The sequence below is a fragment of the Candidatus Zixiibacteriota bacterium genome, assembly GCA_040753875.1.
Lineage (GTDB): Bacteria > Zixibacteria > MSB-5A5 > GN15 > FEB-12 > DATKJY01.
The window spans coordinates 46636-71130 of sequence record JBFMDV010000013.1 but is presented as its reverse complement, the minus strand read 5'-3'; the positions used below and the strand labels follow the sequence as shown (position 1 = coordinate 71130).

The following is a 24495-nucleotide window of genomic DNA, read 5'->3' as shown; positions in this document are numbered from 1 at the left end:
GCTTCCGGTGCCGCAGCACCGGAGGCAGCAAGCAGATCGTCCTGACCGCCCCCTGCCGAGAGCAGCTCATCCGGCCCGCTCTGGTTCTGGTCTTTTTCTTCCGTCATATGCTCGACTCCTTCGACATCCTGTCTATCACCGCCAGTACCTGAACCGCCCGCTTCTTGCCGGCCAGCCCCGGTCGCGCGTTGAACTTCACCCTCTGATTGACACAAATGTCAATGGGGAGGTGGATCTTCTTGTCCGAACGAATGATGTCCCCCACTTTGAGCGCCAGGAACTCCCGCATCTTGATCTCCGACTCCAACAGGAGCGCCGACAGATCGCTTTCGACTTCCTTCATGTTGACGACATTGATCGCGCGGTCCGCCTCGATATTCTTCCGCTTGGTGGCATCGATCCAGTTCTGTGCCGAAAGCTTGGTGATGATCGGCTCCAGCGCCACATAGGGGTAGCACATGGTGAGCAGTCCAGTCGACTGAAACAGCTTCACCTGAAACGACACCACCACCACGGTCTCGCCCGGCGGCACGATCTGGATGAACTGCGGGTTGGTCTCAAAGCTCAGCTGCTGAATCTCTACTTTGACGATATGCTCCCAGGATTTGGCCAGTTCGTGATACATCTTGCCGACCAGTTGCCCCATGACCGACCGTTCGATCCCGGTCAGCTCCCGCTCGGTCTCCAGCAGTTTGCCGTGCCCGCCGAACATGCGGTCGATAAGTGCAAACGTCAGCGTGGGATTGAAATCAACCAGGCAGACGGCATCGAGCGGCCGCGCCGAGAATGTATACGTGCACGACGGCGACACCAGCGACATGATGAATTCGGAGTAGGTGATCTGGTCCACCGACACCAGGTCGACATCGACGATCGTCCGCAGCATGCCCGACAACGTGGAGCTGAAATGCCCCGCGAAGTTGTCGTGCATGTTCTCAAGCGTCCGAATCTGGTCTTTGGAGACACGGTTCGGGTGCTTGAAATCATACGCGACCACCGAGCGAAGCTTGGCGTCTTCGTAACTGTCCGCCTCTTTGTCCTGATCGCTGGCGGTGACGGTCGTCAATAACGCGTCGATCTCGTCCTGGGAAAGGATCTTTGCCACAGTCCTGTGCCTTTACTGCAATACAAAATCGGTGTAGAAGACACCGGCCAGTTGTTCGGTATTCAGCACTTGCGACAGCCGTTTCTTGATTTGCAGCCGCATGATCTCTTTTTGTTTCGGATCGGTCAGGTCGGAGACGGTCTTGGACGAGAGTATGGTGATCAACACGTCGCGCACCTGCGCTTCGCGCGCCGCCATCTCGTCGGCCAGCTCCCTGGATTGGACGTCGAATCCGAACGATACCGAAAGGAATCGCGAGCCACCGGTTCCGGCGGGATTAACCACGATATCCTCAATCTCGTACACCGAGGACCCGCCCTCACCGTGTCCCCCCTTTTTGTTCTTATCGGATGCGCCGTGCGACGATTCCGGTTTCTTGGCTTCTACATGCTTGGCCGCCGGCGTCCCGTGTCCGTCAGCCGGTTTGGTGTCGGCGGGCGAGGACATCATCGGCCGAAGCACGAACAACGCCAGGGCAACCCCGATGAGTATCACACCCAGACCGATGCCGCCAAACAGAATCAGCTTCTTTTTGGATTTGGCCGGCTTGGACGGTGGGGCGTCGGTCGCCGTTGTCGTTACGGTAGTCTTTTCTTCTTCTTTGGCCACAGCTAACTCCTGTCAGCTTCAAGGCCGAGGTCCGGACTTGTTGTCCGGACACTCGCCATCCGTCTGAATTCGGCCACCCGCTCGATCACTTCATCCGGCGACTCCCGTACCACGATCTTCTTGCCGGTAGTCAGCGAGATGATCGTGTCCGGCAGCGCCTCAACGAATTCGATCAGATCGGCGTTGATGATCAACTCCGAATCATTCAAGCGGGTAACCTTGATCATGTCCTATCCTATCTCTTCAGATTCACCAGCTCGTCCAGCATGTTGTCCGAGGTGGTGATGATCCGCGCGTTGGCCTGGAAGCCGCGCTGCGCGGTGATCATGTTCGTGAATTCCTGTGCGATATCGACCGCCGAGGATTCCAGCGCACCCGAAGTGATATCGCCCGAGATCGTGGCACCGGCCACACCCTCCACTGCGTCACCGGAGTTCGCCGACGGTTGATACAGCGAGCGGCCCGCTTTCCGCAAACCCGCCTGGTTGGTGAAATCCGCCAGGAGTATCTGCGCCAGCACGCGCGTCACGCCGTTGGAGAATATGCCGGAGATGTTACCGGTCTGGTCGATAGAGACCTTCTCGAGGATCCCCAGCCCGTAACCGTTCTGGCCGATCAATGCCGCCGTGTGAGTCCCGGAGGCAAAACCCGTGAGGCCGTCGAATGCCCCCGGCGTGCCCACATCAAGCGCCACCGACATGGCGCCGGCGCCGTTGTTCGGACTGATCTGTATGGAGGAAGCGCCCCCGAAATAGTCGAACGTGTTGAGTGAGCCGTCGCCGTTGAACGACACGTAGCCGCGCTGACCCGAGGTGATCCCCTCGTTGCCCAGCATCGAGGCGGACCACTCCCAGCGGTTCTTCACTAGCGACTTGTAGAACTCAATCGACATCGTGTGTTTCCCGCCAAGGGAATCATAGACATTGATGGAGGTCGAATGGACCGTCGGTTCAGTCTGCACCAGCAGGTCGTTGCCGCCAGTGGCAGTCAATCCGCCCGGCCCGGCCTCGATCTCAACTCCGCCTTCACCCAGACCGCTCAATCCGATCACCATTCCTGTGGATTGATCGAACACCAGATCGAGTGTCGAAATCTGCGGCCCCAGAGCGGCTCCGTACCCCTGGTCCGGAGTGAACGTGTCCGTAGCCACATAGGTGGAGGCAGCTCCACCGGCCGACTGGACGGTGGTGCCGTTGGCGCCAAAAATGACGCCAATGATATTTCCTGTGTCCGCGCCCGGCCCCGGAACGGCGGTATACAGTCCCTGGGTCGACACGAAATTGTAATCGGCCGGAGCGCCGGCTTTCGTGCGCGTAACGCGCACCTGACCGCTGATCAACTCAGTCGTAATCCCTTCGATCTGATTTGTGGCATTGAGCAGGTCGGCGATGGTCGAATTGGCATTCAGACCTGTCACAACCTGCATCGTGCCGCCATCGACGGAAAATCCGTAGTTGGTGAAATCGGTCACGCCCAATGAACCAAGGGTCATGGTCAGACCCAGGTTCGGCACCACACCACCGGAACCGTCATTGCCGACGGACGCCCCGGTAGCAGTGGAATTGAGCGCCTGCGAACCGGTGATACTGATGGAGTGAGTACCGCCGACACCATTGGTGGCTGTGCCACTAACTGACACCACACCCGAACCGCCGGCATCGACCAGTGAGGCGCGCGACGTGGTCGCGGAGGCATCAAGGTTATTAGCGAGGGTGACGATATCAGTCGCCCGTGCCGGGTCCTGCTGACCGAACGGCAACTGGATCCGTCCGGTAGTCGCCAGCGACGGTATCACACCGGTCGAATCGGCCATTTTCCCCATCACGAACAGACCGGTGGCCGGGTCGACCAGATTCGAATCGGCGTCGAAACCGAACGCTCCGTTACGAGTGTAAAAACGGTTGTTGTTGTTGTCACCGAGAATGAAAAATCCCGAACCCTGTAGCGCCAGATCGGTAATCTGACCGGTGGTCTCGAGACCTCCCTGTAAGAACAGATTGTCGATTGTCGCCACCTGCATGCCCAGTCCGAGCTGCAGCGGGTTGGTACCGCCGGTTACCGCGTTGGGGCGCCCGGCTCCCTTGTAGTTCTGCACCAGGGCTTCCTGAAAGTTCACGCGACCCGGCTTGTAGCCGATCGTGTTCACATTGGCGATATTGTCGCCAATGACGTTCATCTTGACCTGGTGGTTTTTCAGACCGGATACACCGGCGTACAGTGATGCCATCATAGGATCACATCCTCCTTGCGATAGTGCCAGGCCTCCCCATCACCATGGGGTCCAGCCTTGGGATTATGTTGGTATTCCAAATACATGTTGCTTTCACAGTATGACCGCCGAATCGATGGAAGTGACCACGCCCTCTTTCAGATTGTCCCGGTCGAAGGCGGTGATGATCGTGCGGTTCTTGACCGAGGCGACCAGCGCCAGGTCCTCAAACAGGATCAGCGTTTCGCGAGAACCCTTCAATTCCGCTTTGTCGAGCGCATCGGCTACCTGCTGCAGGCGTTCGTCGCTCAAACTCATGTTGCGCGAGTGAAGCCGTTCGCCGGCATGTCGCGAGACGGTCACGCCGCGTTCCCCGGTCAGTTCCCGAGAGAACATCTCCTTGAAGGATCCGTCCGGCTTGTCCGTTTTCGGTTCGGCTTTCCCCCGGTTGGCGATCTCCACCAGGTCGACCGGTTGCCGATATGCTGTGATCTTTACGCCGCTCATATCACTCTCTCCACATCCTGTCTCAGTCCTGATCCTTGAAGGAGCCGGCTTCGCCCACCGCCGCAATATCCCCAAGCGGAATTTGCAGGCCGCCGACCGTCACGTAGGCCGAGCCATTGTGATACAGGATCGTTTCGACCGTACCCACCAGTGTGAGGCTTGGAGTGAATGTCTCGCCATCGGCTCGCGTGGCGAGCGCCGATACGGTATAGTCTCCCTGATCTACCCTGTTGCCATGAAGGTCGGTACCGTCCCACTCGATAGAATTTACGCCCGACGACAGATTGCGCGCCGACAGTGTCGTGACAGTGTTCCCAGACGCATCTTTGATAACAAACTCGACGGTGCTGGCCGCGCCATCCAGCCTGAAACTGATCTCGGGCTTGTTGCTGGCGTCCACGTGGACGGCGCTGTACTCAGCTTTGATATCCTTTCCGATCAGGCTCGATGCCATGGCGTTGTTCAAGGACTGCATCTGCAGGTAGTCCCACTGATTCGAGGTGCTGATACCCTCGGCGATATTGTTCATCTGTTCGAGGCTCGAAAACTGCGCCAACTGGGCGATGAAATCCTCGTCCTGCATCGGCTGCAAGGGGTCCTGGTTCTGAAGCTTGGTGACAAGCAACTGGAGAAAGTCATCCTTGCCGAGCGACTGCATAGAACCGGTTTGGCGCTGTTGCCCGCTGGCATCGGTGGCGACGGGTGATATAAATGACATGGCTCTTTCTCCTATGCAAACAGGTTAACGCTGCGGGCGTTCAGGTATGTTCTCGACGGCGGCGAAGCGATGGCCTGCATTGCCATCGAGGTTATCGCGCCTTCGTCCGCCGATACTCGCACCTGACGCTGCTGCGGACGGAACCAGTTGGCCTGACGATGGAACGCCTCGTGCTGCGAGCCACCGCGAAGACTCACTTCGATATAGTTCACTTTGATCCCGGCCCGTGATAATTGATCGGTCAGCTGATCGAGTGACCGTTCCACCGCTACCTTGGCGGCAGCCGTGTCGACACTCAGGCGAGCACTGACCGTATCGTTGACTACACTGAGGTGCAGTCGCGCCGGTCCCAAATGTTCCGGCTCCAGCTTGACGGTGAGTGTTTTGGTGCCGGTAGTCAGAGTCGGCGGCATGTCGGGCAGTGTGAAGCGCACCGGGGCTTTAACAGGCGGGGTATCGACCGGACGCTGCTGCATCGCTGTCCGATCGACCCCTGGCTGCAATGATTTGGTATCGAACATTGACTCTATTGTTTTTTCGTCTGCATCCCACTTGACGGCCGTCGGTGTCGACGATAAAACCTGGGACTCGTGTATGACTCCGTCGGTTCGGACAGTTCCGGTCGCAGGGATTGCGGCTTTTGAAGGATCAGCTTCACTGCGAACGGTCATCTCATTGACCGAAATTCCAGTTTGTGAAACTGAGACCGAAACAGGTGCGGCGCTGAGAATCCTGACCTGGGCTTTTGGCACGGTAGTGATGAGATGGCTCGCGCCCTCGGATCGGACGACCGTGATCGTGAATCGAATCAACTCTGGCGCCGACTCAGACTGACGAACCACCGGTTCGGAATTGAGCGTAATCTCGCTGACTTTCAGCTTCCCGAGCAGCTCGTCGAATGGTCCCGCCATTGGGTAAGTTTCCGGCAGGGAAACACGGAGCGCCTTTGGTGTGGCCGGCGATTTCCCGGCAGCCGCCGCTGCACCGTTGTCGCTCGCTGCCGTCCGTACGAACTCCGTGGGCAGAGTGAGCTTCAGTACATTGTTCGGACCACTGGCGGAAACCAATCGAAGTTCCAGCTGGTCGCCGATCTGTTTTGACGACAACACGCGAAAAGCACCGTCCGCTGTGGCGTTTTCGGGTATTTCATACCACGTAGTCGGAACCTGGCTTACTGCAAAGTCCGTTTTGTTGGTCTCGGGTGAAACGAATCCGGCAGCAGCTTCCTGTGCGAACCTATTCACTGCATCGAGGGTGGCATCATCATGAGCGAGAAGTCCGGATGATGGCGGGGTTTCTGTCTGCATCGCCGAGGTCTCGACCACCGGAACGCTCACCGCCGGTGCGAGACCGGACTGACTAACGGCCAGGAAATTGGATGCAGGCGCGACCATATCGGATACTGACGAACCGTATTGGGTCCGTTCATCGGCATTACTCTTGGGAAGCGACAACAGCTCGGCATTGTTAGTCTTGAAATTCCCGAGCAACCCAAGAATGTCGCCAAACAAAGCCGCATCGGCCTGAACCTGTGGTATCGAACCGGTTGGTCCGCTTACCTTGGAGCCGGCCAGGAGCGCTACGAGAGGATCGAGCATGAGGTTCGACTTGGGAATCACAGTCAATCCTTTGCCAGCGTGATTATCTGTTTGGAGATTCCGGCGGCGCGCTGCGGCGGCAGAAGCTGCAGCACCTGCGACGCCACCTTTGGCTTCATCCTCGGAATTATCGCTACCACTGTCGTGTCATCCAGATTGGACATCAGGTTGGCCACCGCCTGCGGCTGCATGGCATCGTATAATTTCGCCAGATCGATCACTCGTTGGCTTGACGCCTGCTCGATCTTGAGCATTTGTTGACTCAGTTTCTGCTCGCGAAGTTCAATATCCTTCTGTCGGCGGTCGAGCGTGGCCTCACGTGCGGCCAGCTTTTCCTTCTCCGCTTTGAACAGTTCCGGCGCGGCGGCCGAATCTGCTTCTTCAAGTGTGAGCGAGTCTGCCTCGACCAGATCGTCAGACGATGGCTGATCCAGTATCTCAATACTCTTGAGCATCTTCTCTATCTCGGAAGTGGAATCCTCCAACAGGCCGAATTCCGCAAGACCATCGGCAAGTGAGTCCCCAGTATGTTTGGCGTGTTCAAGACTGTCCGTCACGGCATGTGTCGTATCTGGGGCTGACAGGTCTGTAGCCGGCTTCCCGTCGTTGCCGACGAGCATGAGGGTTCCGAACGCAATGCCGGCAATCACCGCCAGTCCTGCGAATCCGTACACGATGTACCAGATCCATCCCGGCAGTCCCCGTTTGGCTTTCGTGTTGGGGGCCACGGCATCAGGCTGCGGCGTCTCTTCAGTTTTCGGTTTCGTTTCTTTCGCCACGATAGACTCCGACAAATGCTATTTGTCCACAGCAGCGCAATGCAACGCCCATGCCGCGAGCAGGCCAACAAGCTAAGCCGTTGTCCGGTTGTGAATTAGTGTGGGATCAGAAACCGCCATCAGACAGGTGTGTGATGCCGGTTTGGAAGAATGTTCCGATGCGATGGGAAATTAGTTCGTGTTCAACAAACTGTGTCAGCCAGAAGATATTCGTCGGTCGCACCGGTCACACGCACCGGAATCAACCGCTTGCCCCCCTCCAGATGAGAGGGCAATTTCACCTTGAGGTAGTTGTCGCTCACTGCAAAAAAAGAGCCATCCGCCTCACACTTGTGTTCGGCGATGACCTCAAGTCGTTCTCCAATCTGGCGCTTCAAAGCCTGCGCGCGGATTCGCTGAGATATTTCGGTGAGAGTAGCGTTTCGTTCCCTGATGATCTCCGGCGCGACCTTGTCGGAAAGCAACGATGCCTTTGTGCCGGGTCGATCGGAGTAACTGAAGACATGCAGATAATCAATCAGGCCCGATTCGGCCAGTCTTCGCGTGTGTTCGAAATCTTCGTTGGTCTCGCCGGGAAACCCGACAATCACATCGGCGCCGATGATCGTGTTAGCCTGGGCGTCCTTGACTGCGCTCGCGCGTTTGATATACGTGTTCTGGTCATACGGGCGAAGCATCAGTTTCAGAATGCGCGACGATCCCGATTGAAGCGGCAGATGCATGTGTCGGCAGATCCTCCCCTCAGAGCGCCCATACACCTCCACCAGTTCCTCGCGAACCGTCTGTGGCTCAAGCGAGGAGAGTCGTATACGACTCACCGGTGTCTTCTCAAGAATCAAACGGCACAGTGCCGCCAGGTTCTTCATCTCGGGCTCAACTGTCCGGTTCTTGTAATGCCCCAGATGGACACCGGTCAGCACCACTTCCTGGTAACCGTTCGAGACCAGACTGTTGATCTCCGAAATAATCTCGTTGGCCGGCCGGTTGCGAAGTCGCCCGCGCACACGAGGGATGATACAGAACGAGCACCACTGATTGCAGCCATCGGAGACCTTCAGCCAAGCCCGGTTGTGTCCGTGAAAGTCGCTGATATTGGTAGAGCAACTCATATCCGGCTCGGTATCGAACAGTTCAGGAAACCTGCCGGGAAGAATTTGGGCGATCCGGCTCTTGTCATGATTGCGTACGATAGTATGGACCCCTTCAAGACCAGCAACACGATCCGGGTCGTTGTCTACGTAACAACCGGCCACGACCACTCGCGCGTCGGGATTCTGGCGAGTCGCTCTTTTGATGATCTGACGGCAATCGGCATCCGCCTTGTGCGTTACCGTGCAGGTATTGATGATATACAAATCTGCGATCTCACCCGGTTCGGCCCGCTGGAAACCGTATGGGTACAGTTCGGCCGCCATCTTCTCCGTCTCGTATTGGTTCAGACGGCAGCCAATGGTGTGAAGCGATACTCTTTTGGTCATCCGCTCGTTCATTGGCCGGCAATATAATGGATTTCCTCGGGTTACGAACGGGAAAACGCACGTGTGAAAAGGTCGGGGGGGTTGGTTTCTTCGAGACGGTAATCATGTGGGATTCGACGGTAAAACAATACGCCCGGAAGGATTTGAACCCTCAACCTTCTGGTCCGTAGCCAGACGCTCTATCCAGTTGAGCTACGGGCGCATGTTCGCTTGTGCGGGCCAATATACTACCGGTGACAGGGCCCGACAAGTGAAATGTCGGACCCCGTCTATGGCCAATGAAAGGGCTGGGAAATCGCTGTGACGTCTTTGAAACCTGCGTATCCACCCTGATCCGTCAGGGGCAGGCGGCCAGACTGGCTCCAAAAAACAGGAACTCCACGACTATCGTCAGATCAGAGATATCAACGCTGGCCGACAGGTCGACATCATTCTCCTCAAAGCAATCCGAAATAATCCCTCCTGAAAATAGATACCCCACCAGCGCCGTCAGGTCGGAGATATCGACCATGTCCAAAACATCACCATCGAGATTCCCGGTCACGCCGTGACAGCATGAGGCATCGGCGTAACCCGTAAGCGGCACCACGAGGGGGTTGGCGACGCTTAGACAGGAATGGTACACCAGCATGTTGTCACGCATGACACCCGAATCAGAAGGAGTCCAGGTTATTTGCAATGAATCAAGAGAATCCGGAAGTGCCGGGCCCACCGCCAGCGGCAACGTAGTTATAGTCGAGAGGTCCGACGCGAAGGACCCGCGGAATCGCACGCTATCGATCATGATGAGGCCGAAATTCGCTTTGTGGAGCTGTACTGGCATTGAACGAAATTGACCCACCCGTACCGTGTCATAGCGCACGGTATCCGTGAGTACAGCAAGAACAGGATCGGTGAACAAGGGATATGTCCGACGCGCCGGACCGCCGTATGCACCCTGATCATTCCGCAGCGTCCCATGTGACGGGTACAGCGCGAATCCTGGGTTGGACAGGTCCTCCGGGTCGTTATGGATCACCGATGATGAACCGCTGTCGACACAGGGGGACGTTGCATCCTGAAGGAAGTTTGCCAGATTGAGTGTGGGCGTCTGGTTGATATTACCGGTGCCGGCGAAACCACCTTGTACGTCATTGTACTGGACTATCGTTCCCAGCGTGCCGCCTCGTAGTTGTATGCTCGGACCGGTGACGGCCTGGTTTCCCCAGATGAGGTTATTGAGAATCTCGGGGGTGGAGGTCTGGACATCAATGCCGCCACCAAGCGTCGCGGATATGTTGTTCACGATAGTATTGTTGAAAACCTGAATGACCATGCTGTTGGCCCATGCCCAAATGCCGCCACCTCCGAAAGCGCTGCCACCCTGGTTGTGGACAATCGTGTTGTTGCGAATGACGCCACCGGCATGAAAGAGAACAATCCCGGCACCATACAGCCCGGTATTATCCGCAATTACGTTCCCTTCAAGCGTCACTGTCGTAAACCCGGCTCGGATTCCCCCGCCGCCGGCGCTGGTAACGCCAGGGCCGACAATGGTGGCGCTGTTTCCGGCAATGAGGTTGTTTCTGATGATCGGATCCGATGCCTCCACCAAAATCCCACCCCCCTCACGATAAATGCGATTGTCCGAGATATCGCGCCAGGCCGTGCCGTTGCCGTTGACGATTGAGAAACCGTCAATAATCGTCGTCCCGGCCTGATACACTCGAAGTACACTCCCGGTATCGGGGTGGGACGGCTGAGAACCGTCGAGCACGGTGTTCAAGATATGCTGCGGGTCGCCGTCGATAAGGAACTCGCTGGCCAGTACAATGGTCTTGCCCGTGATCCCGATGTTTTCATAATACGTCCCGTCGTTTACCAGAACCGTATCGCCGGTAGCGGCGGCGGTGACTGCCCCCTGTACGGTGCTGAAATCCTGCGGTACCTGCAGCAGTGCCGCATACGCAGACCCTGCAATCAGCACCGCTGCCAATGCGGCTGAACATACGTTGGTTGTGCGCGTCATGGTTTCCTCTATGTGCCAATGAGTACAATCGTATGATGAACCGTTGCACGGAGCATGACCCGCCCGGAGCAGCGATTCAATTTCTCAGCCGTAAGCTACTCGCAGGGCACAGAAAGCCGCGCTAAGAGTGACAGACGGTGGGCTGAGGGTGATAAGCGGAGAGGACCGTTACCTGAAGGTCACTGATCTGAGTGCAACATCTGGTCGAGCGCTCGTCGATATCTCCGGCTCAGCGGCAGTTCGGTATGGTCGTGAAGCAGGACGGTACCGTCGCCGTCGTCGTGAATTCGCAATGAACGAACGCGCCTTTTGTTTATGATATAACCGCGGTGTATCCGCACGAAACCGGCCGGCCGGAGGCGCGCGCCGAGAGTCTGCATCGTCTCGCGCAACAGGTGCGTTTCATGGCCGACGTGCAACTCGGCATAATTGCCGGCCGAGCGAATCCAATCGATCTGTCCGGCTATAACGATGGTTACACGACCGAACGTACGCACCAAGAGCCGCATCTCTTCAGGTGGGCGCATGGTGGCAGCAGCCAGCAGATTTGACAATTGCCCTGCAGGCTTTCGATGCCGCAGTTCTCCAAACGCTCGTTCAAGCGCTTTGGCGAACCGGCTCTTGTCGAACGGCTTCAACAGATAATCAAGGGCGTTTACCTCGAACGCTTTCACCGCATGCGTGTCGAACGCCGTCACGAAGATCACCATCGGCATTCGCTCGGTACCTATCTCGCGGATCACATCGAACCCATCGAGTCCCGGCATCTGCACATCGAGGAATACCAGATCGGGGGTACGCCGACGGATCGCCTCTATCGCCTCCACGCCATTGGCCGCCTCGCCTATAACCGTAATGTCCGCGAAACTCGAAAGGAGAGTCATGATCCGCTTGCGTGCCAGCGGCTCGTCATCAACGATCAGCGCTCGAACCGGGCGATCCATTCTGTTGATCCGCGAAATCTTCGCATTTGCGATTATCCATTATGAGGGGAATTCGAATTGAGGCCAGAACACCGTTATGACGCTGTTGTGTAATCGTGAGCGAACCGTTCTCCCCAAAGAACTGATGCAAGCGGTCGCGCGTCAACGCTATCCCCTTCCCGCTGCCGTCGCGGTTACCGTTCACGAAACCCGGGCCATCGTCGGCAACCTCCAGCACGAGCTGTGTGTTTTCGCGCCTTCCTCTGATGATCAACTCCCCTCCCTCAACCCGGTGTGAAATCCCGTGTCGGATTGCGTTCTCCACGAGCGGTTGAAGAGCCACTGTCGGCACGAGCGCATCGAGAGTATCGGGGTCAATATCTTGCCGCACACGAAGTCGATCGGGGAAACGGCATTTCTGGATATCCAGATAACAGTCCAGGAATGCCAGTTCCTGCCGCAGAGTCCATTGTTGGCTGGCGGAGGAATCAAGTGTGGTGCGAAGCAAGTCGCTGAGGCGGGCGATGACATAATCGGCCTGCCCCGGATCGGTGTGGATCAAGCTCGAGATGGCATTGAGCGTGTTAAAGAGAAAATGGGGATGGAGTTGCGCCTTGAGTGTTTCCAGACGGGCACCGGCCAACTGCGCCTGCAGACTCGCCAGATGGACCTCCCGCTCCCTCAGGCTCCGGTAGTGCCGGATGGCGTATACCGCGGCCGCAATCAGAAAGTAAGTGAGCAGTCCCGCCTGGGCGCGACCCACTATGCCTCCAAGGATCGCATCAGAATACGTGCCGGCGAACGAGGTAACCTTATTGTAGTACCAGTGACTTGTTGCACGCGAGAGGGAGGCCCAGACCACCACGTGCAAGAGCACGATTGGCACGGCTGCGGCAATCTGAAGAAACAGACTGCGCTTCCAGGTCTTGCGATCAAAGGGCAACCAGACGCACACGCGCACGATGACCAGACTGAGAAGGCCCCAAATATACCATTCGATCAGGGACCAGACAATAGCCTGCGGCCACGACAGCCACAGCTCCTGCATTCGGAAGTTGTAGACCGTGTACAACCGCACGGCATGAAGGAGCCCTATGGCGGTCCAGAGTAACCACAGGATGAGCCAATTTCGCCTACCAGTAAGACCCAGCAACGGCTGTTCGTTTTTTGTCTGGCTGATCATAATCGCTCTTTGGCCGCATATCTCCGGCAGCTACAGTATATATCGGAATCGCGAGATTACGGCAGGGGAATTATTGATGCGGTCAGCGATTGGCCCGCCTGACAGACGGATCATTTGAAGGCAACAAGGTACACAATGAGGGCAGCCACGGCCGCAAACAGGCAGAAAATACCCGCCAGAAGCAGCGGGCGCGGGGATCCGGTCCCGGATTGGATTTCCGCCGTGACGGTCGGCTGACGCGCCAGGATCTTATCGATCCAATGATCCTCCGCCTCCAGTGCCTCCGGCGATTCGGACGGGAAGGTCATGACCTCAAGCTCCGGCAGCACCGATTTGTTCACCTCCAGTACCTCGATGATGATAACACTCACGTTGTCCGGCCCCCCTCGGTCGTTGGCCATCTGGATGAGGTCCTCGGCCATCTTTTCGAGATTGTCCCGCCGTGGACGGGCGATCTCGAAAATCTCGTCATCATCGGCATATCCACAGAGACCATCGGAGCACAACAGGAATTGATCCCCTGGCTGCAAACGGATGATGCGGTAGTCGATCTCGATATTCTCGCGAACACCCAGTGCTCTCAGAATGATGTTCTTTCCCACCAGCGCGTTCGCCTCTTCCCGGCTGAGATTCTGCTGAGCCTGCATCTCCGCCACCCAGGAGTGGTCGACAGTAAGCGGCTCGATCTTGTCCTGACGCAGACGGTAGGCGCGGCTGTCCCCCACGTGAGCGATTGACATGATGTCCGCCTCACAGGCCACCGAGATGATCGTTGTGCCCATGCCGGTCAGCGATGGGTCCATCTGCGCCTTCCGATAAATGGCCCGATTGGCCAGGCGAATTGCCTTGAGAAGTAGGTCGCCGGTGCCGGGGACGGTTCGATTCAGCGTGAGCAAGGGGTCCTGCATCAATTCCGCGGAAAATTCCAAAAACGCCGTCTTGATAACTTCTGAGGCGGTCATCGATGCTACCTCACCGGCCTGGTGTCCTCCCATACCGTCGCATACTGCGTACACCAGGTTTTCGTCATCGATATGGAGATAATCCTCATTGCCGGGGCGGACCAGCCCTTTGTCCGTGCGGGCGATAACCTTGAGTTTCAGCGGCACATGTGTCCTTGCTGCAGAATTGTCCAAATCAAATATATCAAAAAGTATACCACCCATCGCAACCAGCGAGCAACTACTAAATTGACACCACTGCTCCGATTTCGCCGGAAGCTTGCCGGACTCGAAGAGCATTTCCAAAGGCTCCTGTCACCCGTCACACTCCACTATAAGAAAAACCCCGGCGGCAGCCGGGGTTTTCCAAGGTTCACGATCGGATGATAATTCTATTTGACCAGCATCATCTTCCGCGAGAGGCTCGCCTCTTCGGTCACGATGCGATACAGATAGACGCCGCTGGCAAGCGATGAAGCGTCAAACTCGATCTCGTGGTTGCCCGAATTCAGACTCCCCAGGTCTCGGAATTCAACCTGTCGCCCTAGCATATCGTACACTTCGAACTGCACGGCGCTTCGGCTCGGCAGCGAGAACGAAACAACCGTGCTCGGATTGAACGGGTTCGGGTAGTTTTGGAACAGCGTGAATCCGTTCGGCAGCGAACTGCTGCCGTCGTTCACATCGGTAATTGAGACGAATAAAATGCACGAATCGTCAATGTGCTGGCTGGTATCAAGGTGGCTAAAGAACGAATAATAAACGTGCTCGACCGTGTCAATCCCCGGCCAGGTCGGTACAACAACGCCAAACCATACGTCGACCCACTGTCCCTGACCAGCATAGTTGTATTGCACCGGATAGATGATTTCCCACCCCTTCGAATCGGTGACATTCACGCCATAAAAGTCGAGCCCGTCGCCGTTATTCTGAATCCTGCCATACAACATGATGGTGTCGTTGAAGGGAACCAGCGTGTCCCTCGGAAGCGACAATGCAGAAAAAGCGACCACCGCACCCGTGACGGAAAGGGAAACGGGTCGCAATACCTGATCAGCCCAGGTGTTGTCACCGGTTACCGTCGCCCAGCGGCCATTGACCTTGAATCTGATACTGTCACCGTCAACAGCCCCTTCGTCGACAGCCGGCGTGTTGGCAACGTCGTCACCGTACACCGACATGAAACCGAAAGTCCCCGCTACACCAACCGTATCCTGACCGCACAGCACATCCTGTGGGTCGTAAGCCTGTATGATCGAACCGGGCGGTAATGAATCACCGTTGAACGTGGAAAGATACAAACTGTCATAGAAGCCTGCCCACCACGGTGTGGGTATGATCTGGGCCGACAGGTTCCCGGAAAGACATACTGTTATTCCTGCAGCCAACAGAAGCATCACAATGCGCTTTCTCACAACATCACCGCCTTGTTCGTCCGGCCCCGCCCAGGCGGGGCCGGATCGATAGAGTATCTCAAAAACGCGACTACTTCAAGAGCATCATCTTCCTGGTTTCGGTGAAGCTGCCCGAGGTGAGGCGATAGAGGTAGACACCCGAGGCGACCGTTTCGCCACTGGCGTTCTTGCCGTCCCACACCACGTCAGTTTTCCCGGCTTCGGCAGCGCCATCATACGGCGTAGCCACCAGCACACCAAGAATGTTGTAGATCTCGAGCTTCGCCTTTCCGCCCACCGGCAGCGAGAAGCTTATAGTGGTCGACGGGTTGAACGGGTTCGGATAGTTCTGCGCGAGCTCGAAGCTGCCCGGCAGGGTGGCATCCGAGGATTTCGCCGTCAACCCCGCCACCTCAAGCCGATCACCGTCGGTGCCGTAGGTAAACTGCTCGTTGGTCTCCACGCCGTTGACCTTCAGAACGAATGTCTCACCGCGCTTCAGACCGTTACCTTCATCATCGGCATACACCGGCATGAAGCCGAAGCTGCCGTCTTTGGCCAGCGTGAAGCTGCCCACTTTGACGCCGCTTTCGGTATGAGCGGTAATTGTGGTGCCCGCTTTCACGGTCCGGCCATCAAGCGTAAGGTCGGCAGAATACAGGTTCATCCAGCTCATGGTAGGCGTGATGTCCGACGGAACCGCCAGACGAGCCGCGATATTGTGCGGATTTTCAACAGCCGCCACAGTCGTGCCGGCGCCTCCCGGATAGACCAAATCGCCGTTCTGAGTCACTTTGACCCAGTAGCCGTGGCAGGTCGACATCTCGGTAAGGGTATTGAACTGACCGCCGCTCGGACGGTAGATCTGGATGCCATTGTCGAAGCCGTAGGCGATAACGAGATTGCTCGCGATCGAGGACAGCGCGTCAACCGGCGCCAACGGGGACTCCGGCAGATAGCTGACCAGGTTCCAGCCACGATACACGTGGATCGCCGTGTTGGCGGGGACCGGAATTCCGGTGAGCGACAACGTGGCGCTGCAACCCGACCTGACCTTTATCCAGTAGCCACTGTAATGGTCGGCATACCATAAGGTCGAGAACTGCGGCAGTGTAGGATCGTACGTCAGACCGCCCCCTTCGAATCCAAGCACCACTTCGATACAACTGTCGATCGGCGCCAGTATGTCGGGCAGGAAATCAACCGGTGTATCGATATTCCAAGAGACCAGATTCCAGCCTTCTTGGAGCGGGCAGTTCTTCTGGATAACGCCACCGGCGTTGAGACAGACCATGACCCGGTCGTACGCAGCCGGATAAGTAACGTCGCCGTTGGCGATCGCCATCTGTCCGTTCACCCAGAACGTGAGCACGTCGCCGGTCATGGCGCCCAGCGTGTCGGTCAGCGTGTCGTTAGCACGATAGACCGGCATGAAACCGTACTTGCCGAATTCGGTCACGTAGAACTGACCGACCAGCAATCCGCCCGGTTCAGTCGCTTCCACCACCGATCCGGCCGGCAGCGGATAATCGTTTAGGAGATTATTATCGCAGAAGTAGTCAACCCACTGGCTGGTGACCACCACGGGACGGAGCGGGTGAAGCACCAGCATCACACCCTTGTTGCCAAACGACAGATCGTTCGCCACAGCCGGATAGTACCCGTCTTTATGCGCAAACAGGTCAAACGTATCCGGGAAACTGGGGAACCAGACCGCGCCACTCGAATCCGATATCTGACGATCGAGCCAGGTGTTGCTGTCCGGGAAACTGGCGTACAGGTCCACGAAAGCGCCAGGGATCTGGATGCCGTCGGGGTCCACTACCCACGCGCAGAACTGATTGGCGGTGCTGTCCACCACGGTCATCATCACCGTGACAACCTTGAACTTCGGTTCGCATACATAAATGTTATCGGTGCTGATGCGGCAGTCGGCAAAATAGGTACCGGGCAGCAGACCAGTCGGGTCGACCGACACCAGAATGCTTTCGGGAGAGGTGCCGAAAGTCGGGGCGAAATGCACCCACGCGGAATCCGATGATACCGTAAACTCGAAACTGACCAGATCATCAGAGCTGTACACGAACAGCGAGCGTGCCGCCGGCGTGGTCAGCGAATCCCCCTGTGTCACGTTGAACGACAGGAGTGAATCCGAGGTCACTATCAGGGCGCACGGCGCCTCGGTGACTTCGACCGTGACACAGAATGAATCGATCGCGCTGCAGGCGCTGTCCTCTATTAGAATGCAGCGGGTAAACGTCCCGGGGCTGAGATACGTGATCGTGTCATAGATCGTCATGACACCAGGCGTCACCCCTGAGGTCGGGTTGATCTGGAATCCGGCATCATTGAGTATGTTCCAGCCGTATGCCGCGCCGCCAGCTCTGGTGAGCTGTATGGAATCGCTGATTTCCAGCAATGTATTAGTGTACACGGAATAATTTCGGCTCGCCGGGGTAAGAATCAACTGTGGACACGTGGACACATCGAGTAGCACCACCACGGTGTCGGCATTGACAGCATCCGCCGACGTTGTCACGACCGCCTCGCTGTAGCTGCCGTCTGTGAGTCCGGCAATATCAACGTTGACTGTGACAAGGTCCGGGGTGTTCCCTGACGCGTTGGTCAAACTCAGCCAGGACGCTCCTTCAAGAGAGGTATATGGAATTACCGCGCCACCCTGTTCGGAAACGGCAAACGTCTGGGAGGCGGGATTCGCGCCACCCGCGACAGCCGTAAAGTACAGCGTATCAGGTGACGTCACGAGGATCTTCGGACGCGCCACCACGGTCAGCATCACGACCCGAGCCTGCGGGCTGTTTTCGGCCGTACCTGAAGTGAAAGTTACGTCGCCGAAATAATTGCCGGGCACAAGACCGGTAATGTCGACCAGCACCTGAACCGAGTCGGGCGTGACACTGTCTTCATTTAACAGCGAGAACCACGTTGAGGTGTCTTCAGCAAAATAGTCCACGCTGCCGCCGGTCGAGGTGACCTGGAATTGCCCGTTCGGAGGATTCGGGCCGCCTTCGATCGCGATGAATTTCAGCGTATCCGGAGAAATGGCCATTAGGCTGGCCGCCGGTGTCACTGTCAGTTCGATCACTACCAGCTGCGGCGAATTGCTTGCTTCGGCTGCAGTCACCGTCACCAGATCCGTATAGCTCCCGGCCGTAACACCCGCCATGATGACGTTCACTGTCACGTCGCCGGGCGTTGTGCCGGATGGATTAGTCAGCGAAAGCCAGGTAGCAGATTCACCCGCCGTGTAGGCGATAGCCGCGCCGCCCGCTTCGCTCACGTTGAAATTCTGGGAAGCCGGATTCGCGCCCCCTTCCTGGGCAGTGAAGCGCAACGTGTCAGGCGATACCACCAGTACTTTCGGCGCCGGATTGACCACCAGCGTAACCTTGACCGTCTTCGATGGTGCCGAAGTCGAGCTTACCGTCACCAATTCGGTGTACGTGCCTGCTGCGACACCTGTAATATCGACATTCACGCCGACATCCGCCGGTGTATTGCCGCTGGCATTGGTGAGCGAAAGCCAGGTCCCGGCTTCCGATGCGCTGTACGGAATCACGGTGCCGCCAAATTCGGAGACATTGAACTGCTGTGCGGCCGGATTGGCGCCCCCCTCCGTGGCCGTGAAACCGAGACTGTCGGGAACCACTACCAACTCGGCGGTGGGCTGATTCGGATCAACTATGGTATAGCAGACCTGCCCGCTCCACGCCGGAAAACGTTGAATTCCACCGGATGCCTGCCACTTCCAGGTACCGCCAGGACGGAACCACGTAGAATCAACGCAGATATGTTTTCCATGCGACGACGGGTTGATGTTAAAGGCAGTCACCGCCCATGCCGTGTCATTGAAATTGGGAGGAAGTCCCGTAGCAAATATCTTGGCTGCGATGAAACCAACAGTATCACTCCCCACGCTTGTTGACGGGCTCGGCGGGAAGTAGTTGATTCCGTATGGCAGATCAAAATTGGCTTTTCCCAGGATCGCCACTCCGGGCGTTGGGTCTCCCGGCCGCCAGCCGAGTGTATCACCGCGGGTACTGTCCCACGTGGCGCCATCAGGCGTAAACACTCTAAAGCCATTGCTGAAGGCGAAATTGAACGAGTCGTTGCGAAGTCGCAAGATCCATCGAAGGTCGCTGCCTACGTAGACCGTGTCACCGTGGGCCAGACCCTGTACTGCATCGACTCCTATGCTGCCGCCTACCCAACCCTGGGCATGAGCCGTGTCGAACGACACTAGCAGGACGACAAGGAGTCCCAGCAACAGAGACCATCGCTTCATGTTGTTCTCCTATCCATTCATGTTGGACAATTGAATGTTTCCCATATCTATCTGTCCGCGCGATCTCCGGTCTCAGCTCAGGGGCTCTTGGGCCGGACTACAGGTCCCGGATTATGCCACTGCTTCGCCGCGGCGCTTTGTCGAAAAGGGACAATACCGGTCCCCGAGACATAGCCGCCGCTTACCAAAGTGGTGACTGAATCACGCGAGTGTCAAATTCTTACCAGTGTACTAAACAAACCAGCTCTGTTAGACCACATGAAGTAGAAAAGGCCTTGTCGTGAGGAATACCAGCAACCCTTTTCCCCTGTCGACCGGCCAAAATATACCATTTCTCCAACCCTTGTCAAGGAAATAGCCCCAAAATGTGCAGGTTCCAAACAGATACATTTCGTATCATGGTTGCGCATTTCTACGAGAGCGGAGCCATAAGAATGTCCCCACTAACACCGCTCCCGCTAAGTCAGTTGCAAAATCTTTCACATCTGTGTATCTGCCGGGAACATACCTCTGGTAGTATTCGTCAAACCCGGCAAACAGCGCAACAAACAGCAGACAGAGAACATACGCAAGGTCGAGATTCATCTGGGGGACCAATTGCGAGAAGGAGCGATAAGCCAGAATCGCAAAAACTGCGTATTCAAGAAAATGGGCCAGCTTGTCGAAGGGAATAAACTGCAGTTGCGGACCCTTGAGGTCCGGAATTGACGAGACGGTTATGATCGCCGACGCGAAAAAGAGCATCGGCGCATGATACCGAACAAAGACCCTACCCGGACTGGTACCAACAGGCATAGTATACATCGCTCCCCTCCCACGCAAACGGCGTGCTTGATAGAAAGGTAATCTGGGACCGACAAAATGACAACAGGGTCCAGCCAGTATCAAAATTTCTTCGTCCTTTTCTGCCATTTCCCCCATCCGGTCCGTCGACTTCGCGTGGGACGGCTCCTGCGGCTACCTTCCTCAGAAGGCAGAAGAATACCCGTCGAACGGACTTAGAATAATGACAGTGTTTCGTTAGAAGATTGTGGGCTCGCTACTAATATTCCAGACAAATTCCTCTCCCCTTTGGGGAGAGGATGTCGCGAAGCGACAGGTGAGGGGCCGAGATCGTTTCCTGCCTTGCAGAACTCTTGAGTCGACTCAGGTGTCGGGCAGAGACGCCCGCCGCCCGAGTGTTTTAGAGTGGCGTTTCCCACCGATAGTGCCTACTATCCGGCCAGCCATGCCAGGAATGAACGCCAATCACCACTTCAGCGCCGGCAAGAAACTTCAACTCGCCTTGCTGGCGTTCCTGACGCTTCTGATCGCTGGAACGATTGGGTTCATGGTCATCGAGAGCATGAGCCCGCTCAACGCCGTATACATGACCGTCATTACCCTCTCGACCGTTGGCTACGGTGAAGTGGAGGCGCTCTCGTCGAACGGCAAACTATTCGACATGGTGCTCATCCTGTTCGGCGTGGCGCTGGGTGGGTTCGTGGCCTCGGTGATCGGACAGGTGGTTATCGAGGGCCAGTTCGGCGAAATGGTGACACGAAGGAAGATGAATAATATGATCCAGAAGATGAATGAACACTGTATCGTGGCCGGCTACGGGCGCGTCGGCCGGCAGGTGGCGCAGGAACTCGCTCTCAAGAAGGCGCCGTTCGTGGTGATCGAAAAAGAGCCCGAGGCTCTGGCCCAGGTGAAGAACGCCGGGTATCCGTTCGTCACCGGTGATGCCGCCGAAGAAGAGGTACTGAAACAAGCTGGGATCGACCGCGCCAAAACCCTGATCACCACGCTGCCACAAGAGGCGCAGAACGTTTATCTTATTTTGACCGCGCGCTACCTGAACGCCTCGCTCACCATTATTTCACGCGCCGAGTACGAAGACGGCGAAAAGAAGCTGCTTCGCGCGGGCGCCAATCATGTGGTCGTGCCGCACGTGCTCGGCGGTACTCGCATGGCCATGGCAGCGCTCCGACCCAATGTAGTCGATTTCATGCGGATGGCGATTGGCGGTGAAGAAGGATTGTTCGTCGAAGAGATCCGAGTACCGGAGAGCTCACCGTTCGTCGGCAAGAGTCTCTCGGATTCAAACCTCAAGCGAGACTACGGCGTCACCATCGTCGGTATCAGGCAGGGTGCGAACCGAATGGTCCTCAATCCTGCCTCGCAGACACCGATTGCGGGCAACGACATACTGGTGGTGATGGGTCAGGGCAGCGACCTGGAGCGGCTGAACAAAGGGCTGGGGGTCTGAAATCCGGCCCACCGGTCATTCCAAAAACCACTTGCCATATCTTTAGCGGTCACATATCGTTACGTCGCTTTGGAGTTAAGCGATAGGCGGCGAGGCCGCCGTAATCAGGCTGTCCGGACCCGTGAAGGTACCTTGCACCGAGGGGTCGACAGTTCGCGAAGCGATCCAACCGGGGATATCACCGCGCCATGGGGCGCCACTGATCAACCCAACCCAAGTAGTCTAAACCGTGGCTCGCTTGACCGAAAGCAAGAATATGGCGGTTGGATCACAACACTGAGAGCGAGTCACATTGTATGAAGCGTTATGAGAGGTAAAATCTCAAACCTGGTTCTGCTCGGGATGCTCGTGGGCGTGCTCCTCGGCGGACTCCTCGGCTACTTTGTGCCGAGCGTTATGCTTGCCACCAGTTTTGTCGGCAGGCTGTTTCTTAACGCCCTCCGTATCATCATGGTGCCGCTGCTCATCACCAGCCTTATTGCCGGCATCAGCGCACTTGGCGGCACACGCCGAATCGGCCGCATGGCAGCGGTCACAATTTCCTACTACGTGGCGATCAGCATTGTCGCCGCCCTCATCGGTCTCGCAGCGGTTGGCCTGATCTCGCCGGGCGAGGGCATGAATGCCTCCAGCGCGCAGATCCCGGCCGGACTGCCGGCGCCAGAGGTCCGCACCCTGACCGACTTCTTCGCCACCCTCATTCCGGACAATCCGATCCTGGCGATCGTCCAGGGACATTTGTTCGGACACGTCCTCCTGGCATTGTTCGTAGGGGGCATTCTGGTCACGCTTGGCCCGCGCGGTCGCACGGCCATTCATTTCTTTCACGAATTGCGAGAAGCACTGTTCCGGCTGGTTACGCTTCTCCTGAAAGTGGCGCCGATCGGTCTTCTGTCCTTGGTGGGAACTATCGTAGCGCAAAATCCTGAGTCGGTCGCGGGCGCCGGCGGCAATCTGGCCATGTATACGGTCACGATGGTAGTGGGGTTGTTGCTGTATGCAGGTGTCGCGTTACCCTTGATCCTCAAATTTGCCGGCAAACGACCGCCGTTTGAGTACCTGAGCAATATGGTGCCGGCGCTGGCCACCGCCTTTGCGACATCATCACCGGCTGCCACGCTCCCGGTAACATATCAGTGTGTTACTGAAAAAAACCGAGTCGACCAGCGTGCCGGCGGCCTGGCGCTTCCGTTTGGCGCCATGGTCAACATGGGCGCGACATCACTCTATTTGGTGGTCGCCACTATGTTCATCGCGCAAGCCTTTGCGGTCGACTTGGGCGCCGGACAGGTACTGTTGGTCGTGGTTTCTTCGATTCTCTTGTCCATGACCGCCACCGGTTTGCCGTCGGCCGCATTTCTGACCGTCGCCGGCGTGCTGGCTATCGCAGACTTCCCGCCCGCGGCCTTCGCCGGACTCGGCTTGATCCTGCTGGTCGATTGGATCATCGACCGGTTCCGAGTTAAGGCGGGCGTTTGGGGTGACGCGGTAGGCGCCGCCATCGTTGCACGTGTGGTCGAGCAGCAGGGCCAACGACCGGGCGAGACTTTTTCGCCTCGTGGCGAAGGATTCCGACAGGACCGACCGCGCCAAATGGACCGCCCGATGGGGCGCCCGCAAGAGCGCGAACCGTTCCGCCGGGACCGGCAGTTCGGAGGCCGTCCTGGTGATCGCGGTCCGCGGCGTGACAGCGAAAGGCGCGACCGCCCGCCGGAACGACGCCGGGATTTTGACCGTCGGTCTCCTTTTGCGGTGAGCGATAAATCGAGCCCCGTGATCGAGGGAGAACATGTGGAAGCGGTCATGATGGAGCCGCCGACCGAACCGCGTCGCACCGAGGAACCCTCGCGCGGTCAAGACCGACCACATCGGGATGACCGGCACGGCCGGCGAGACCGCCGCCCGCCCCGCGGACGACGAGATCATCGCGATTCCGGCTACCCACGCCATGTTTCCGAACCGGAGTCAACTGAGCAACGAGATCTCCCGGTACCGGCGCCACTGCCGGAGCCTGAACCGGCTGCCGAACTGACCTCGGAATCAATCGGTCTGGGAAGCGACGAGCGGACCGAAACCTGGCCACGCACCGAAGAGGCTGAGGATACCGAGGTATCTCGCCACACCACCGATCGTTCCGACGAAGAAGCCGGCACTGCTGGTTCTGGGTCGGACGTACATAATGCCGAAGTCGACGATGCCGAAGTGACATACGGCCGTACGCGTGCTCGACGTTTTGAGCGAACCCGCTCGGACAGCGCCGGGAACGAGTCAACGGCTGAACCGTCACAGAGTGCTGTCACTCCGGATACGCCTGAGCCGACCACGCCCGACGAGCCGATCGAATTTGGTCGCACTCGCCGGAAACGGTTCAGATGATTGAGCTTACAGAGCACATTGTGGCGTTGAAGACGGGTCTGTCCGATTTTGGAAACTTTTCGAATTCTGGCGCAATATATTGAGTGTCGGTCGGCCTTGTGGCCGAGGTT

At 57.2% G+C, this 24495-nt stretch carries 18 protein-coding genes and 1 tRNA gene; 2 read left to right on the top strand and 17 right to left on the bottom strand.

Features of this window, described 5'->3' with window-relative positions; genetic code table 11:
* Positions 1-103 precede the first annotated feature (103 nt).
* From fliM to AB1644_05345, 17 genes are all read right to left on the bottom strand, one after another.
* Entirely contained in the window at positions 104-1105 is a 1002-nt protein-coding gene (fliM, locus tag AB1644_05425; protein ID MEW6050487.1) for a flagellar motor switch protein FliM, read from the bottom strand.
* Positions 1106-1117: 12 nt separating this feature from the next.
* Positions 1118-1714 carry a flagellar basal body-associated FliL family protein gene (locus AB1644_05420; protein ID MEW6050486.1) on the bottom strand — a complete coding sequence of 199 codons (597 nt, stop codon included), beginning with the start codon at positions 1712-1714 and terminating at the stop codon, positions 1118-1120.
* Positions 1715-1716: 2 nt separating this feature from the next.
* On the bottom strand, positions 1717-1941 hold the full coding sequence (locus AB1644_05415) for a flagellar FlbD family protein (protein MEW6050485.1): 225 nt from the start codon (positions 1939-1941) through the stop codon (positions 1717-1719).
* Between the two features lie 8 nt (positions 1942-1949).
* Positions 1950-3944 carry a flagellar hook-basal body complex protein gene (locus AB1644_05410; GenBank protein MEW6050484.1) on the bottom strand — a complete coding sequence of 665 codons (1995 nt, stop codon included), beginning with the start codon at positions 3942-3944 and terminating at the stop codon, positions 1950-1952.
* A 93-nt stretch (positions 3945-4037) separates the two neighbouring features.
* Complete coding sequence (locus AB1644_05405) at positions 4038-4430, bottom strand: TIGR02530 family flagellar biosynthesis protein (protein ID MEW6050483.1); 393 nt, start codon at positions 4428-4430, stop codon at positions 4038-4040.
* 22 nt (positions 4431-4452) lie between these two features.
* Positions 4453-5148 (bottom strand): flagellar hook capping FlgD N-terminal domain-containing protein, encoded by a 696-nt coding sequence (locus AB1644_05400; protein MEW6050482.1) that lies wholly within the window; start codon positions 5146-5148, stop codon positions 4453-4455.
* An 11-nt stretch (positions 5149-5159) separates the two neighbouring features.
* On the bottom strand, positions 5160-6767 hold the full coding sequence (locus tag AB1644_05395) for a flagellar hook-length control protein FliK (protein ID MEW6050481.1): 1608 nt from the start codon (positions 6765-6767) through the stop codon (positions 5160-5162).
* A gap of 2 nt (positions 6768-6769) precedes the next feature.
* Positions 6770-7525 carry a hypothetical protein gene (locus tag AB1644_05390; GenBank protein MEW6050480.1) on the bottom strand — a complete coding sequence of 252 codons (756 nt, stop codon included), beginning with the start codon at positions 7523-7525 and terminating at the stop codon, positions 6770-6772.
* Positions 7526-7707: 182 nt separating this feature from the next.
* Positions 7708-9003 carry a tRNA (N(6)-L-threonylcarbamoyladenosine(37)-C(2))-methylthiotransferase MtaB gene (gene mtaB, locus AB1644_05385; protein ID MEW6050479.1) on the bottom strand — a complete coding sequence of 432 codons (1296 nt, stop codon included), beginning with the start codon at positions 9001-9003 and terminating at the stop codon, positions 7708-7710.
* A gap of 128 nt (positions 9004-9131) precedes the next feature.
* A tRNA-Arg gene (locus tag AB1644_05380) sits at positions 9132-9205 on the bottom strand.
* Positions 9206-9340: 135 nt separating this feature from the next.
* On the bottom strand, positions 9341-11011 hold the full coding sequence (locus AB1644_05375) for a hypothetical protein (GenBank protein MEW6050478.1): 1671 nt from the start codon (positions 11009-11011) through the stop codon (positions 9341-9343).
* Positions 11012-11190: 179 nt separating this feature from the next.
* Complete coding sequence (locus AB1644_05370; protein MEW6050477.1) at positions 11191-11955, bottom strand: response regulator; 765 nt, start codon at positions 11953-11955, stop codon at positions 11191-11193.
* Positions 11924-13117: a histidine kinase gene (locus AB1644_05365; protein MEW6050476.1), complete on the bottom strand. Its 1194-nt coding sequence runs from the start codon at positions 13115-13117 to the stop codon at positions 11924-11926. Before AB1644_05365 ends, AB1644_05370 begins: the two co-directional genes overlap by 32 nt.
* 110 nt (positions 13118-13227) lie before the next feature.
* Positions 13228-14226: a Stp1/IreP family PP2C-type Ser/Thr phosphatase gene (locus tag AB1644_05360; GenBank protein MEW6050475.1), complete on the bottom strand. Its 999-nt coding sequence runs from the start codon at positions 14224-14226 to the stop codon at positions 13228-13230.
* 224 nt (positions 14227-14450) lie between these two features.
* Entirely contained in the window at positions 14451-15473 is a 1023-nt protein-coding gene (locus tag AB1644_05355) for a T9SS type A sorting domain-containing protein (protein MEW6050474.1), read from the bottom strand.
* Between the two features lie 70 nt (positions 15474-15543).
* Complete coding sequence (locus AB1644_05350) at positions 15544-19758, bottom strand: T9SS type A sorting domain-containing protein (GenBank protein ID MEW6050473.1); 4215 nt, start codon at positions 19756-19758, stop codon at positions 15544-15546.
* Between the two features lie 396 nt (positions 19759-20154).
* Positions 20155-20553: a VanZ family protein gene (locus tag AB1644_05345; GenBank protein ID MEW6050472.1), complete on the bottom strand. Its 399-nt coding sequence runs from the start codon at positions 20551-20553 to the stop codon at positions 20155-20157.
* Positions 20554-20986: 433 nt separating this feature from the next.
* Between AB1644_05345 and AB1644_05340 the strand changes: the two genes are divergently transcribed.
* Both AB1644_05340 and AB1644_05335 read left to right on the top strand, forming a co-directional pair.
* Positions 20987-22009: a potassium channel protein gene (locus tag AB1644_05340; GenBank protein ID MEW6050471.1), complete on the top strand. Its 1023-nt coding sequence runs from the start codon at positions 20987-20989 to the stop codon at positions 22007-22009.
* Positions 22010-22315: 306 nt separating this feature from the next.
* Positions 22316-24385 (top strand): dicarboxylate/amino acid:cation symporter, encoded by a 2070-nt coding sequence (locus tag AB1644_05335; protein MEW6050470.1) that lies wholly within the window; start codon positions 22316-22318, stop codon positions 24383-24385.
* The last annotated feature ends 110 nt before the right edge of the window (positions 24386-24495 follow it).